General features: G+C 61.8%; 12 protein-coding genes and 1 pseudogene. 5 read left to right on the top strand and 8 right to left on the bottom strand.

Translation table 11 applies throughout. The annotated features are described in order from the left end of the window. Positions 1–79: 79 nt before the first annotated feature. The 5 genes from G5C50_RS33195 to G5C50_RS10460 form a co-directional block, all read right to left on the bottom strand. Positions 80–1,006, bottom strand: coding sequence for a DUF1559 domain-containing protein (locus G5C50_RS33195; protein WP_407673527.1), 927 nt, complete (start codon positions 1,004–1,006; stop codon positions 80–82). Between the two features lie 110 nt (positions 1,007–1,116). Next, positions 1,117–2,238 carry a hypothetical protein gene (locus G5C50_RS10475; protein ID WP_165068723.1) on the bottom strand — a complete coding sequence of 374 codons (1,122 nt, stop codon included), beginning with the start codon at positions 2,236–2,238 and terminating at the stop codon, positions 1,117–1,119. A gap of 1,342 nt (positions 2,239–3,580) precedes the next feature. Then, positions 3,581–4,678 (bottom strand): DUF1573 domain-containing protein, encoded by a 1,098-nt coding sequence (locus tag G5C50_RS33190; protein ID WP_165068722.1) that lies wholly within the window; start codon positions 4,676–4,678, stop codon positions 3,581–3,583. Positions 4,679–5,205: 527 nt separating this feature from the next. Beyond that, entirely contained in the window at positions 5,206–5,796 is a 591-nt protein-coding gene (locus G5C50_RS10465; RefSeq protein WP_165068720.1) for a chalcone isomerase family protein, read from the bottom strand. A gap of 99 nt (positions 5,797–5,895) precedes the next feature. Next, complete coding sequence (locus G5C50_RS10460; protein ID WP_165068718.1) at positions 5,896–6,108, bottom strand: hypothetical protein; 213 nt, start codon at positions 6,106–6,108, stop codon at positions 5,896–5,898. A 415-nt stretch (positions 6,109–6,523) separates the two neighbouring features. On the opposite strand from G5C50_RS10460, the gene G5C50_RS10455 reads away from it, so the two are divergent. Next, positions 6,524–7,342: a hypothetical protein gene (locus G5C50_RS10455; protein ID WP_165068716.1), complete on the top strand. Its 819-nt coding sequence runs from the start codon at positions 6,524–6,526 to the stop codon at positions 7,340–7,342. 120 nt (positions 7,343–7,462) lie between these two features. Here the strand turns inward: G5C50_RS10455 and G5C50_RS10450 are convergent, their stop codons facing one another. After that, the gene (locus G5C50_RS10450) at positions 7,463–7,795 is read right to left on the bottom strand and encodes a hypothetical protein (RefSeq protein WP_206107636.1); all 333 of its coding nucleotides are present in this window, start codon (positions 7,793–7,795) and stop codon (positions 7,463–7,465) included. Positions 7,796–7,862: 67 nt separating this feature from the next. After that, the gene (locus G5C50_RS10445) at positions 7,863–8,258 is read right to left on the bottom strand and encodes a hypothetical protein (RefSeq protein WP_165068711.1); all 396 of its coding nucleotides are present in this window, start codon (positions 8,256–8,258) and stop codon (positions 7,863–7,865) included. Between the two features lie 301 nt (positions 8,259–8,559). Here G5C50_RS10445 and G5C50_RS10440 point away from each other — a divergent pair, with 301 nt between their 5' ends. Further along, a complete protein-coding gene (locus G5C50_RS10440) occupies positions 8,560–9,924 on the top strand; it encodes a hypothetical protein (RefSeq protein ID WP_165068709.1) in 1,365 nt (454 codons plus the stop codon). Between the two features lie 53 nt (positions 9,925–9,977). Here the strand turns inward: G5C50_RS10440 and G5C50_RS10435 are convergent, their stop codons facing one another. Beyond that, on the bottom strand, positions 9,978–11,150 hold the full coding sequence (locus G5C50_RS10435; RefSeq protein ID WP_165068707.1) for an aldose 1-epimerase family protein: 1,173 nt from the start codon (positions 11,148–11,150) through the stop codon (positions 9,978–9,980). Between the two features lie 245 nt (positions 11,151–11,395). On the opposite strand from G5C50_RS10435, the gene G5C50_RS10430 reads away from it, so the two are divergent. The 3 genes and pseudogenes from G5C50_RS10430 to G5C50_RS10420 form a co-directional block, all read left to right on the top strand. Continuing rightward, the gene (locus G5C50_RS10430) at positions 11,396–12,283 is read left to right on the top strand and encodes a hypothetical protein (RefSeq protein ID WP_165068705.1); all 888 of its coding nucleotides are present in this window, start codon (positions 11,396–11,398) and stop codon (positions 12,281–12,283) included. A gap of 221 nt (positions 12,284–12,504) precedes the next feature. Then, positions 12,505–13,542, top strand: coding sequence for a YybH family protein (locus G5C50_RS10425; RefSeq protein WP_165068702.1), 1,038 nt, complete (start codon positions 12,505–12,507; stop codon positions 13,540–13,542). A 1,211-nt stretch (positions 13,543–14,753) separates the two neighbouring features. Then, a pseudogene (locus tag G5C50_RS10420) lies at positions 14,754–15,007 on the top strand (hypothetical protein); the annotation flags it as partial.

The following is a 15,007-nucleotide window of genomic DNA, read 5'->3' as shown; positions in this document are numbered from 1 at the left end:
GTCTCATTGGCCAGGCTGTCGTCAGTATAGTAGCTCACAGCATGCCGCCCAATCCCAATCAAAACGCATGAGGAAAAGCCTACCACATCTCTAACGAACTTAACTCTTGGCCATTGCGACTGCCGATCGCGTGCCAAACTCTGAGATCCACGGTGTCGCGGCAGAACTTAACGCTGCCGTCCATCATTAGAAGATTAACGCCGCCCGTGTGTCGACTCCTGGCACTGAAAATACCATCGTGCAACGTCCTCTGATGTAAACCTTCACGGCCCGAGTCTAATGCGCAATCCGATACGTTGGAATTGGGAGTCTCGAAATGGTTGTAGTTTGTAAAGTGCAGCCCGGAGACGAACCAAGATTCTCCGCCTCGCGATTCCCTCGCAACGTCCGGTGCGAGCGCGCGGCAAAGCTCTCGAATCCATTGTGTCGGTTCGTGTTTATGCCGGTCTCCTGACTGTAGCAGTGCGTAATCACCGGCACCTATATGGTTCCGAATCCAATCTCCTTGCAGTCGTTCGGACAGGCCAACAGTCTGAGACAAACCGTCCGGGAAATCCGCAGGCTGATACGTCTTGTGGACGGTGAAAGCACCTGACCAACCGGAATCACGGCCTGATACGGGCGAGAACCAGGGGCTGGGGCCGATATTGTATCGATAGTTGGTCCGACCATAGCCATCTAAACCATGTGAAATATCGGATTGACACAGGAAAATGTCAACCGGCGTGCGCATTACGGTGGAATTCGACCTTAATGAAATCGGGTTGGATGGGGATAAATTAAAATTTATGCCATTGCTAAGATTTCGCATTTCCAAGTATGGCAAAATCCGCGTCGACGCACTGTAGTAATGCATCGAGACAGACCGGCCCGTTTTAGTAGTGATAGATGGAAGATTAATAGGAGGGAAGCAACCTCCTACGGACTCATAGGCAGTAAGCGCTAGTCCAATTTGTTTCAAGTTGTTCTGGCATTGAAGGCGTCGTGCAGCTTCCCGGGCGGACATGGTAGCCGGAATAGCGATCCCGAGCATAACGCCGATCACAGCGGAGGCAGCCAGAAGCTCAACGATGGTGTACGCATGACGCTCTGAGGCCGTCGATGTTGCAACACACATCAGCTAGACTTTCGATTTCGTTTAAACTTGCGTGTGAGAGTTATGCACCCAAATATCACCAACGCGAAACCCCCTGCAACAGTCCAGCCAAGGTGCGACGCAGCTTCACGCTCACTGGGCATCTTCGGTACCTCCACTTGAGGCTCTTGAAAGAAGACCGGGGCCGCATCGCGAGAAGAAGCAGAAGGAAGGGAATCCAATTTCCACGCAACTCTCGGTGCATACTTTAGCATACGTGCTTGATCCATGACCGCGATGGGCTCCGGGAAATCAAGCTCAAAAGCATTTTCAGGCAGGCGTCCGGTAAATTTGGAATGTCGTTCTATGATAGTTTCACGTGCCAGGCCGCCTTCGGTAAATACAAGCTCACGGAATGGATACCATGTAGTATTATTTATATTATAAAAATCATCATATATAATTGTGAATGCTTGGTGCTTGGTAGATCGAGTGACTATTTGCTGAGGAGTAGCTCCACGTTGAAGGTCAATCCAATACTCCCTCTGACCTCCATTGTGGTTGAACGTGATTCTAATCAGCGGTTTTCCGTCTAAGACGGCGTCTCTGTCAATTGATTCAAAGTGTGTGTCGGCATTTTCCAGGAGCGCAGAATCCAAGTCCGCAGCGAGGTTCATAACCCGGTCTCCGACCCCTCCGAGACCTAGCGGAATTCTCGCGTACGTATTGAATGGCTGAATGCCGGCATGGATCTGAACGCCGTGGATAAACTTGCTTCCATCGACCGAAGGCTCGATTTTATCCAAGAATGTGCAGTTGCCGTCCGTGACGACGCGGACCGAAGGAGGAAGGTCGGATTTAAAACTCTTATCGGTGATCCATTTCCGTGATGCGTTGGAATCGTCAAGGGAGCTAACACGATCGAATCGCTTCAGAGACTCGTTGAAGACGAGCCGTCCGTTCGCATTGGAACGCTTGGTCCATTTTCCTGCTAGAGCGTCTATTAGAGTAAGGGCATTTCCAGTCGAAAAGCGGAAGGAAACATCGGCAACAGTGACGCCCGAAAGATTTGAGCGATACACGTCGCGAACCGCTTCGAGGAAGTTTCGCTCCTCGGCAGACGGGCTTAACCCGATCGTGACGGCCAGTGCAACATAGATCATAATGCGCTCTCGCGAATTAGTGATTAAGTAAATGGCCGGTAAGTAAGCCGAACGTTTGTTAAGCGTTGCAAGAAAGGGATGATAAATCTCGGTTATCCAGCGACGTCAACGACGGCCAGTGAGCCCTGATTGAGCCGTTCATCCCGATCTGCGCCGGCGGCGGTCCGCAAAGCAGTTGTCCGCAGGGGCCTTAAAGCCGTTCTCCCTGCTCCGGACCGGCTATTGGTGCAAGATTGAGGTCGGCTTCGCTCCCCGGAGAACGGCCTGGCGGTGCCTGGATGAAAGGCGTTCAGCCTGCGTCTTGGATTGCATTCGCAAAGTCCTGGTGCGGAACCTCTGCATGAAAGAGAAGATATGATAGACCCCGAGTATCATCGGTGTCGATAGCCGATCGCTCGACGAGACCTCCAGCGGCATCGCAACAACGCAAAGAATGTCGACGGTCGGAAAAGTCACATCATCATTGACGCTGTGAGTTTTTCGTCGGCCATCATGGTCAGGTCTGCTTCGATGGACGACGCGAGGCGGCCGCCGACTGGAAGGCCAGCCGATGGGACGAGTCACGCGGAGGTTGCCAACCTGAGACATCATAACTTCGAGCCTTACGCATAGGTCGACGAGTAGGCGGAGTGGGGATCGGAGATCCTCCTCCGCCCTGAGGACTCGATCGGCTGATGAGTCGCCGATCCGCTGGACCGTCAAGCGCACCTCAGCCTAGCTCGGCCGTCGCCGTCGCCTGACCAAGGGACCGAGTTGAAAGACCCTCCTGTAGTCGAAGGCGTTCATCAGGCTGGTGATGAGTTAATCGATGCTTCTGTAACCCACAATTGACAGCACCAGAATGCGGGCTCAAACACGCATGTCGCTAGAGGCACATCAAGTTAGTGCACTCTTCCTCGTAGCCAGTTTCGTAGCAAAGGAAAACCGCCTGGCAATCCATGCATTCGGGACAACAGTCTAGCCAGTAAGCCGTTGTGCAAGTTGGCTGTATCGCAACAAGTCTGCAGTCATCAATGCTTGAGTTTGACTGGCTGCACAGTGGAACGCTATTGCCTACGACTGAATAACAGTCCGGGTACGGTTGATCCTCGCAAGGAGAGTCCATGCCTTCCATAGAGAAACAAAAATTCGGACATGGATAAGACCAGAAGACTCCACATATCTGTCCGCAGCCGACCCAACCGAATGAGAAGTTGGCGAGCAACAGCGTACAGGCAGCAACAGTCGTTGCGATCACTGAACGTTTCATCATCGGCCTCCAATTGTTCGCAGCCTCAACAGGCGGGTGCCGTACTCATTGGAGCCGGCAACGGTGACGGCTCCTCTATATTCTGACTCTGTCTCATCCATCGCGCCGAAGGAACAAAGACCATGGTATATGGATGATTGGCGAATGCATGTTGTCTGTCTCGACAGCGACACTGCCGGTAACGGATTTCTCGACGGTCGCAGGATTTACTTGAAAACGTAGTCGGTGTGTTTCTCTGGCCTCGGATGAAGCGGAGAGATCAGAAACGGCGCGTACAAATGTGGATCCCGTTGTTACGCTGGTTACGCGAAACGGTCTGTTCTGAGTCGATGCGACTTCTATATCAACAAAAATTGGATCTTGAGCGCCACGGTCGATGAGCCCAAAATAAATCGAGGAAGGCAGGACTCTGTAGGGGGGAGCAGTTCTCCATTGCACAGTGATGACTGCGGGCAGTGCGTCTGCAATGCGTAACGTCATTGTCTCCGATCTGGATCTAAGGGCTTCACTATTCCCGTGCTTGGAGAATTCGACGGTTACCGGGTATCTTCTTCGTATAACTCCGCTCGGAAAACGTTCGGAATCGAAACATTCGCCGACGTCCACAGACAATATCGTCGAACGAGATATTAGAGTTGGCTTCATCTCCTCTTCGCTGTCCCGTGAGTAGACTTCTGCGAGACATTGGCGAGACGTACGGGAAGCCACGCGACTGCTCTCGTTGGCACCTGATGAACCGTCTTCCCGTTCATTGTAATCCAGGTTCCCCATATCTAACTTGTCCGGTACGACTCGCAGTCGAGTGTATGTCGTGAACCTCATTTCGAAGGACTGCTTGGGCTGACTCGGGTGGTCCGTCTCCACGGAGCATGCGACGGAAGTCGTCCCATAATTGTAGGGTACGTTGACCCTGACCACGACGCTGGCCTCCGATTTAGGCGGTATTATTTTCTTGTCGATTTCTACATTGGTGCAGCTACAACTGTGAGTTTCCTTAAGGATTGTAAGCTGTCGCGATAAATTGTTAGAAACCTTGAATACATGCGTTACCTGCTTGGTTTCGCCCGCAAATACATAGCCCGCGTCATAGCGAATGACTTTCGGTGGATCGATCTGCGACGCACACCCGGCCAAAGCGAGAGCGACAGCGGTTGTCAGCGACCGCTGTATTTCCCGACGTTTATCGCGCATGATATCGGCTTTCCAACTTGGGAGAGCGGTATCCGGACCGGGTTTCCGAAGTTACATGGAACGACGAGGAGTTTAAGTAGGTGAGATTCAAAGAGCAAACAAAAAGGGCGATTTTTTTGACGCAACGGTGTGCCTCTGGGGGGGCGACGCAATCTGTATGCGCTGTTCGGCTTGCGGTGCTTTACCTTCGGGCGGCATACGCGAATAAGAGGTGACGGAGGCGTAGTCACGTGACGCGACGGTTCGTACTTGTTTGGGAAACCGGTGTCACGGAAACCGTTGTCAGTTCTTTTCCCGGATCTCGCCACAGCAACCGTCACGCTGCGCAGACGAACTGAGCTGGAGATGCATGACGAATCCGACGGCCCCCATATTCGGGGGGCGTCGCTGTTTCGAAGGCCTTGTCCCGTCATTCTTGCGAAGCCGTCCGAGGTCTCATTCTTCGGCGGCGGCAGGCCCGACTTCGTTAGATCCTGTCGAGGGATGAGGAGGTTTTCTTCGGGTCTGTCGGCGACAGGCGAGTCCCCTCAACGGCGTGAGGTGAGCCCCGTCTTGATGGCGGCGCCCAGGTTCTTGGGGCCGAGGTAGACTTCCCACACGGCCTGCGCGAACTTGTCGTTCGGTAGGGCCAGGGCCGGGGCGCCGACGAGTTGGCAGTGGAATCCGGCGTTGGGCTCGGAGCTGAGCCAGATGCTGTTTCCCTGGCTGACGGGATGCGCTTCGAAGTATCCAGCCAGCGCGTCCAGCTCGGCCTTGAAGGCGGGGGCCGGGTGGTTCAGCGCGACGGCCTCGCGGAACGACTTGGCGAGATCGGCGCTGGCGACCGTGCGCTCGAAGGTGAGGCAGAGCTTCTTCGGGACGGCCGCGCTCGCCAGGGCCTCCGGCGTCCGCACGACGGCGTCCTCCTGCACGTAGCTCGCGATGGAGTAGACCTTGAACGTCCACATCGTCCGCATCGCGGTCCCCGTCAGCTTGAGACGGATTGACTTGTCGCCAGACTGGCCGGCGACCGACGTGAGGTAGCGAGTGCTGCCGACGGTCACCGTCGAGTCCTCGGCGATCGCCGATGCACACAGGCCGAGCAGGGCCGCCGCCAGGAATCCCTTGCCGTGGTTCATATCCACCTCCTCTTACGTCGGGTGGGCTGCGGAACGACGACGGGAGTCCGAGCCCGCCCCGGTGGGGATAGATGCCGGAAGTCGAGAGATCGTGCAAGGCTAAACCAATTTCGATGAGAAAGCGCACAGGGACAACCCTATTTCTCGAACCTTGTGGTCCGGCTGAGACGGGGTCGCCCAGTCCACCACGGTGCGACCTGGCTCCGACGCAAGCTCGCTGTCCATCGTGACGACGGCCGCATTGGCCAGGGCGAATGCGATCGCTGCGATGATGATATCGTTCAGCCCGATCGGGCGGGCGACGGCGTTCAACGCGAACGCGATCCGGCCGTACTCGGGTTCCGCAGCGGTGTCGGCCAGCCACGCCTTTCGACGTTGAGGGCCTGGCGCGGTTGCAACTTCTGAGCCCAAGCGCCTATGTCCGGCCGCGGCTCTCCCGAGCGATGTCGAACCTCGACGAGCGCCCCCGTCCACCGGCGCATTGTCTCTCAAAACCAACTGATGCATGAACGGGCTGATGCGTTTGACGATTAATCGCACGGACCCTGGAGCCGGGCGGAGGCCTTCGGCTAGCCTCCATGGCGTCCGGTCGAGAGGCCGGCGGCGGGCGTGGCCGTCCGAGAGGCTGCGTCGCAAATCAGGCAACGACTCGGAGAGGGACGACATCGCTAAGGGACTTGAAACGCACCACATGTCGACCGCACAAAATCACCGGAGACGTCCATCAATGAGCATCTTGAACTTCCGCAACGTGGTTCTCGGCTTCGCCCTGGTCGTCGTGCTCTCGGCCCCGTCCCGGGCCGACCAGCTCTTCGATTTCAACACTCCCGTCCAGCTCGGCGTCGCGCATGATCCCGGCAAATGGTACACGGATCGGTTCGCCCCCTACGGGTTCGTTTCGCCCTTGCCGAGCGGTTCCGGGATCCTCCAGCAGACCATCAACGGGGGCGACTTCCAGGCCAACGCCTTCTACAACACCCAGGGGCGGGCCTACGACGTCGAGACGGGGACGCTGGCGACCCAGATCAGCGTCTTCGTCGATCCCACCTGGACCCTCGCGGTCAATCCCCCGGCGGACGGATACACTCGGTTCGCGGGCTTCTGGGGAATCACCTACAGCGGGGCCAGCGTCACCGATCCCGCCGACCGCACGGGCTACCCCATCATCGAGGTCGTCGGCGATGCGGGAGGCTTCGGAGTCCGGACCTATGATTCGGAGACTGGAGCCTGGAGCGGAGTCACCAGCGTCACGGCGGGCGACACGATCAGCTTGGGGTTCAGCGTGTCGTCGACGGGCCTCGTCAGCTACTTCCTGAACGGCTCCATCCTGGGCAGCGGCTACACGCTGAGCGAGCCGACTCTCGGCATCGGCACCGTCATGCTCCAGGGCCACAACTACGGCAATAGCTACAACATCCAGTGGAGCGGCCTGTCCACCTCGACCTCGGCCGTGCCCGAGCCCGCGAGCGTGGTCTCCGCCTTCATCGCGTTGGGTGCCGCCGCGGCGGTCGCCGTTGGGCGAGCCCGCAGACCCGCGACGGTCTAACTCGCCCCCCCCGCCGATCAGCCCCAACGTCCCGGCCGACCGGCGGAGACGTCTTCCCGGCGGCCCTCCCCCGGCCGATCGGCCAACTACAAAAGCAAGCGGGGCGGCCGGAGAACCGGCTCACCCCGCGAACCCGCGCCCGCGATCGTCAGGCGGCGGTTTCGTCGTCCATATTGGGTGGTGTGAGCGGACGGTGGACCGAGACTCCCACTCGTCGAGGTCGGCGCCGACGTCGTCGGGAATGTCGAGCGGTTGCAACCGCTGCATGGCCGCCAGGACGCGGGCGATCTCGTCGGGCGGCGCCGGACCTTCTTCCCTGCCGGCGTCCTCCTGGGCGACCACGACTTCGGTCCCATCCGGCCAGTCCGCCGGTTCATTCAACTCGACTTTGCCGTTGCGGATGAAACCTTTCAGCACCGTACTCATGGGCTCGCCAACCTCAGTCCGGTTCACGCTATTCTACCACTCCTGGTCTCGTTGCTGACCTGGCGGAAAACCGGTGTCATGGCGGAAACCTGTGTCAACTCATTAACCCGTGACGTTCGTCTTCCCAGGCGCAGAGGCATTCGCCGATGGCATCCATGCCCGCGACCGTGAGAAGGAAACCGCTCACCTCCCGGCCCGCGTTGCCCGAGACTCGGACCCGGAGCACCTCCGCGTGGAATGTCGTGGCTCCGACGTAAGGCATCTCTCCGGCAACGTTCGCGATATTCATCTGGAGCATCACGGCGGTCCAGACGTTGTGCCCATGGTATTCGAAGTCTTCGCCGAATGCGGATTTCAGATCTTCAATCGCCTCGGCGGAGAGAGTCACCTGGGACGGTGCCTCGCCCGGTGATGCTCGGACCGTGACTTCGGCGAAATGGTCCTGGCCATCCCGCCGGATTGCTTTCCGGCCGGTGTAGGTCTCTTTCATGTGCCCATCCCCTGCGACGGCCCAAACACCTCGATGCCGTTGTCATTGCAGAAGCATCGGATTTTCCCCGGAGAATCGGTGCCGGGTGCCATGGCCATGCGATCGCCGAGGGTCGTGCAACTGTCTCATGCCGGTTAAAGGCCACGCAAGCGTGGCCACGGCACCCAGGGTAACCCGCACAGGCGGATTTGTCGGCCGAAGCGGCGCGTGAAAAGTCTCGGCAATCGGAATCGCCTCGCTCGTTGTGCGGATCGTCCCTCCTAAGTGACATTCCCGCCGCGACGATCGAGGAGACTCCGCCATGGCCGCCACCGAGGCCCAGATCCGCGCCAATCGCGCGAACGCGCAGAAATCGACCGGGCCGAAGTCCGACGCCGGCAAGGCGCGGGCTCGTATGAACGCGCTGAAGCACGGGATGCGGTCGAAGAGCGGCCCGGTCCTGCCGCATGAGGACCCGGCCGAACTGGACTCGCGAATCCGCGGCTGGGTCGAGGAGTGGGAGCCGCAGAACGCCATCGAACGGGCGCTGGTCGAGCGCGGGGCGCGGGCTTCGTGGGCGCTGGAGCGTGCGGAGCGTTACGAGGCGGCGATGCTGGCGAGGCGGGTGCGGAGGGCGATGCTGACTTCGCGGGCGAAGGGGGCGGCAAAGGTCGCCGCGCTGGGGCGGAGGCTGTTCGCGATCGTCGGCAGCTTCGCCTCCGGCAAGGCGGCCCCGCCGCCGGACGACGAACCGGCGGCGATCGTCGCGGCGCTGGAGGACTCGCCCGAGGGCGTGCGCTGGATGCTCGACCGCTGGGGAGAGATCCGCTCATTAATCGACGGCGACCATGTGTTCACGTATTGCGATAAGTACAGGTTCGTCCGGATGCTGGGGAAGCAGGCGGGCGACGCCGCTGACGACCCGGCCCTGAACGCGATCTTCCTGGCCTGGGAGGCGCTGGAGGAAGAAGGCGGCGTCGGGTTCTGGAAGCGGTTGCGGCGGGACACGCCGTTCCACGACCCGACCTACAGCCAGTGGCAGCACTGGCGCGAGTTGGCCCCTCCGCCGGCCGACGAGGACGAGGCGCGGGCGACGTTGCGGGCGGTCGTCGACGGCGAAACCGACCGCCTGAGCGAGCGGTTGGCCGAACTGGAGGAGGCCGAGGGGGACGACGCTCTGGAGCGAGCGGAAGCGGCCTCGTTCCTGCCCGGCGTCGAGGGCGAGCGGCTTCGGCGATACCAGTCGGCGCGGGCGCGCGAGCTGTTCCGGGCGGTGCAGACGCTGACGAAGATGCGGAAAGACACAGCGAAGCATGATCATAAAACGTCTTCCCCCCTGGAGGGGGAAGACAGATCGCGGAGCGATCAGATGAGGGGGACGACCGCCGTCGCGAACACGTCCGATCCGACGGACTCCCCGAACGCGAAGCCGGTCGTCCCCCTCATCCGGCCCTGCGGGCCACCTTCCCCCTCCAGGGGGGAAGGCCGTCGTGGATCAGACTCGCCCGAAACAGCCGGGGCGACCGCGAAGCGTCGCGACTTTCATACGGCACGTTTCGCCGCTTCCCAAAAGGCAACGAACGAACCCAACGCCGCCGCGATTGAAGCGTCGGTTGAACATGAAGTTAAGTCGAGAATCGCCGTTCCGTCGCCGCGCAAACGAACCCGCCCCAGAACGGCGGTCTGAGGCGGGGGAATCGCTCTTTGACAATTCGGCGGAGATGAGCCTCGCTTTTTCCGTCACCCCTCGACGGCAAACGGTCCGACCGGCCGGGGGCTGACGACGGCTGCGCCTTTGGCCTGAAGTCGTGCGACCTCGGCCTCGACGGCGGCGACGGCTTCGCGGCCGGAGAGGACTTCCAGGGTCGTCTCGGTGACGTGCAGGCCGTCGACGGGGATGGTGACGACGCGGCCCTGGGCCTTCTCGAACGGCCGGGGGTTGGGGAAGTTGACGCCGGGTTCAAGGCCCGTGACGTAGCCGTCGCGAAGGCCGCCGGTGTTCTTCCAGAGGCTGAAGCACGGTTGGCCGGCCACGTCGTAACGCATCGCCACGGCTTTCTCGCCGGCGCGATCGCGGAGCATGGCGACGGTCCGGCCGTCCTCGGCGTGCAGCGAGCCGAAGTAGACCTGCTCCGCGTAGCCGGGTTCGGGCGGCCCGTACACGTCCCACGTCGCCAGGCCCTCGACGGCCCGGGCGTCGCGGGGGACGACCTCCTTCATCGGGGCCACGAACCGCGCGCCTTCGTCCAGGTGAGGCGGGCCGAAGTTCCAGTGGTAGAGGATCTCCATCTCCACCGGCACGTCCTTCACGTTGAAGAACTCGTCGCGGACCGTCACCGCGTGTGATCCCGGCGTGGTCGTGTACCGCGCGACCAACTCCACGCCGCCGCCGAACAGGAAGGACTCCGTCACCCGTCCTTCGAGGGTAATCGTATAGGGCGGCTCCAAATCGACGTGAAGCGCCACGTACCAGGCCGGGATCGAGGCGATCCGGCCGTGCAGGGGATGAATGGCGTCGCCCGCGCGGAACGGGGCGCCGTTGTTCATCAGGCCGCAGCGGACCATCAACTCGTCGAAGCCTTCGAGCCAGCCGATGCCCCCCAGGTCATGAGGCTGCACGTAGGCCGGATGGATCGGGCCGTCGCGGGTCGGCGAGTCCCAGCCCACGCGATCACCCTGGCAGGACGCCCGCCACAGACCCATCCCTCGCGTCGGGACGACCTGGAACGAGAACGTCCCGTTGTCGACCCGGATCAGATCCACGCCGTCGCGACGCCCGCCCCGGAGCCGCCGCTTGGTCGCCGAGAATCCTCCCAGGGCCGCCGGCCCCAGGCTCGCTCCCTCAAGTGTGAAGTCCTCAATCCAGACGTCATGCGCCGTGTCCGTCAGCACAAAGGTTCGTCGCTCACCCATCGATCCACCGCCTCGCATCCTGCGCCGAGCACCCGAATTAACGCACTCCGGTGGGATACGACGGAGATCGCATCAAGATTCGTATGTTTGGCGCACGTTTCGCTTGTTAGGTTCCGGCGAAAGTCAAGCGTAATCCGCAAAATGGACCGTTGCTAGTCTTCGACGATCTTGCGGAGTCACGCCGACAAAGACGAACATTCACGTGACGTTCAGCGTCGCGATGACATATACACGGAGCCAGACCGATGAACCGCACCCGGAGCCTCTTCGTCCGTCGCAAGCTCACCCTGGAATCGCTTGAGGAGCGCTGGACCCCCGCAACCGGCTCGACCTCGCTCGCATGGCTGGCCGGCCTCCGAGCCGGCCTGCCCACCACCACGGTCACCGGGACCGGGACGCTCGACGGGACTGTCTCGGGGAGCACCACGCCGGTCGTCACCACTCCATCGACTCCGAGCCGGTACTTCAACGGCACTTACCTGCGTGCGGGTTCCATCGGCTCCAGCAACGGTTCGACGGTTACTCCCAGCTCTCCAACCACGCCCACGACCACGACTCCAACAACCACGACGCCGGTCATCACCCGGATTTACTATTTCAGCACCAACTACCTGCGGGCGGGCAGCGTCAACTCCGCCCAGACGCGTTCTGCAATCACCACGACGGGGACGGCCTCGAGTAGCAACCTCTCAGGGACAGTCTCCACGCCAACGGTTTCTAACGTTAGTCTAGAGAGTGCCTCGTCGATGTCGGTCGCGTCGAAGACGACCACGACTCCAACCCAGGCGAAGACCACCGTGACGACTTCAGCCAGCACCTCGGCGACGACCGTCCCCGCGAACGTCTCGGGCGACCTCGCCGCCCTTTATATCAATGGCGTCGACGCCACCAAGATCGCTTCGCCGACTCTCAACATCGTCGGCTCCAACGTCGGCGTGTCGATCACCGGCACCGCCAACGGCGATTTCAACGCCATGATCACGTCGCTGCGGAATCTCGGCATGCAGATCCAGTCGTCGGACGCCACGTATCACACCGTGAGAGGGATGCTGCCCATCAGCCAGATCCCCACGGCGGCCGCGATTCCTCAGGTGATGAGCATCTCGGCGCTCAGGAAGCCCACCCTCAGGTAAGCCAAGAAGTCGACCGAATCCTGGTTCCGGATCCACCCGATCCGGCCCTCGCGCACCCGAGGGCCGGGTCGGGTTGCTTTGCTTTCTTCGAGGCTCTTGCACCTTGCCACTGGACCTCGACCGTCGGCGCTACTATTACTGAAGTGACCGGCGATCGTCGCACCGCACCGGGATTTTCCAATCGACGCGATCGCGTCCACGTCCGCATCGAGGCCCCTCCCATGCGTGTCCTGTTCGTGAAGATTCTGGCGACCGCGGTCGCGGCCGTCGGTTTGGCTACGGTCTCCGTTGCGCGCTGGCAGACCCCCGCCGCCGCGCCCGCCCAGGCGCCGGCCGTCGCGGCTCAACCGGCCGTTCCTGCAACTCCGCCCGCCACGCCCGCGGCCGACTTCAAGCCGACGACGCCGGCCGAACAAGCCCTGATGGCCCGGGTCTCCGCATTCGTCAAGGCCTACGAAGGGGGCGATGCGCAGGCTCTGTCCGCTCTCTACACCGACGACGCGGTGATCGTCGATCCGGACGGCTACGAGATCAAGGGGAAGGCCGAGATCTCTCAGATGTACGCCGACTCGTTCGCCGATGGCGGCGGCTTGAAACTGGAGTCGCACGTGGAGGCGATCCGTTTCCTCACCCCCGACGTCGCCCGTCTCGAAGGACGTTCGCGCATCTCGGTTCCCGGCGGCGACGCCGCTGAGTTCGTCCGTTTCAGCACCCTGGCCGTTCAGAAGGCTGGCGCATGGAGCATCGCTGAAATCCGCGAGTACCCCATGCCTCCGGAGGATGTTGTTCCTTATGAACGGCTGAAGCCACTGGAATGGATGGTCGGCGACTGGGTCAACGAGGGCGACCAGGCCAAGGTCACCGCGCAGGTTAAATGGGCCGACAACAACAGCTTTCTCATTCGGACCTACGCAACCGAATTTCAAGGGCAGCCCAGGTCCTCCGGAACCATGTTCATCGGTTGGGATCCTCAGACGGGACAGATCAAATCCTGGTTGTTCGACTCTGAGGGAGGCCGTGGCGAGGGCGTCTGGACGCAAACGGCCGAAAACCAGTGGGTCGTCAAGTCGCAGGGCATGATGCGCGACGGCCTTCCCAACTCGGCGACGCTGGTTCACACCATCCTCAACAAGGACTCGGTCAAAACCGACTCGGTCGACCGGATTCTGGGCGGCGTCGTCTCCGAGGACATCCTCGACGTGGTGATGGTTCGCAAGGCCCCCGCGCCGGCGACCGGCGGCGCGCCGCAGGCGAAGTGAGGTCGAATGCTCTCGCGATCAACCGCTTCTCGACGATGACCCAAGGGAGCGCGACCCTGAACGACCAGGGTCGCGCGAGGACGTCCCGAGCCCAAGCCCGCACGGACCGCGGCGCATCCCCCCGTGCAGAGCGAGGATCGGCCATGTTCAGGCGTCGTCTCCTGTCTTCAGTCGCGTGTCTCGGCGTCGTGTTCGCCGTTGCTGGCGACGTCGCCTTCGCCCAGCGCGGGGGGCGAGGTGGAGGTATGCGGGGCGGCGGCGGAGGCGCGCGGGGCGGCATGGCCCGACCAGGCGGCGGCATGGCCCGTCCCAGCGGCGGCATGGCTCGTCCCGGTGGAATGACCCGGCCTTCCATGCCCGTGAACCGACCGGCCAGACCTCAGACGCGGCCTAACGTGGGCGGTGGTATGAGCCGACCCTCAATGCCTACGACTCGCCCCGGCGGGATCGGCGGTGGAATGCCCAATCGACCGGGGGGAGGCGGGGTTGCCAACCGTCCGGGCGGCGGGGGGGGGCAGAACCGGCCCGGCGGGATCGGCGGACTGCCGAATCGTCCCGGAGGCGGCGGCTTGCCGAATCGACCGGGCGGGATCGGCGGCGGCTTGCCGAATCGACCCGGGGGGATTGGCGGTAACATGCCGAATCGGCCGGGTGGAATCGGTGGTGGTAACTTGCCGAACCGGCCGGGCGGAATCGGTGGTGGTAACTTGCCGAACCGGCCGGGCGGAATCGGCGGTGGGATCGGCAATCGTCCTGGGGGAATCGGCGGTGGGTTGCCGAATCGTCCCGGGGGCATCGGCAATCGTCCCGGTGGCGTTGGCGGCGGTATTCCTGGCTGGGGCGGATCGCGCCCGGGCACCGGTGCAGGGGGGCTCCCCAACCGGCCGGGAGGTGGGATCGGCGGACTCCCCAACCGGCCTGGAGGCGGGATCGGAGGACTTCCGAATCGCCCGGGGGGCGGGACCGGCGGGTTTCCTAATCGCCCGGGGGGCGGGATCGGCGGGCTTCCTAATCGCCCAGGCGGTGGGATCGGCGGGCTTCCCAATCGTCCGGGCGTTGGCGGGGGAGGTGTGCGACCTCCATGGGCCGGCGGCGGTGGGACGGGGGGCCTTCCCAATCGTCCGGGGGGCGGAACGGGAGGGCTTCCTAATCGTCCAGGTTGGAACGGCGGCGGCTTTCCCAATCGTCCTGGCGGCGGGAACGCCGGCGGTTTGCCGAACCGACCCGGCTGGAACGGCAACAACCGGCCGAACTGGGGCAACTGGAATCGTCCCGGCGGCGGCAACAACGTCTGGAACAACAACAATCGTCCCGGTGGTTGGGGCGGAGGGCGTCCGAACTGGAACAATTGGAATAACAACACGAATATCAACGCGAATATTAATAATATTAATACCAACATCGTCCACAACAACAGCAACTGGTGGGGCGGAGGCGGCGGCGGTTGGGGAGGCGGCGGTGGTGG

The organism is Paludisphaera rhizosphaerae (assembly GCF_011065895.1).
Classification (GTDB): domain Bacteria; phylum Planctomycetota; class Planctomycetia; order Isosphaerales; family Isosphaeraceae; genus Paludisphaera; species Paludisphaera rhizosphaerae.
The sequence above is the reverse complement of the archived record's forward strand: the minus strand, read 5'-3'. Positions and strand labels throughout refer to the sequence as shown.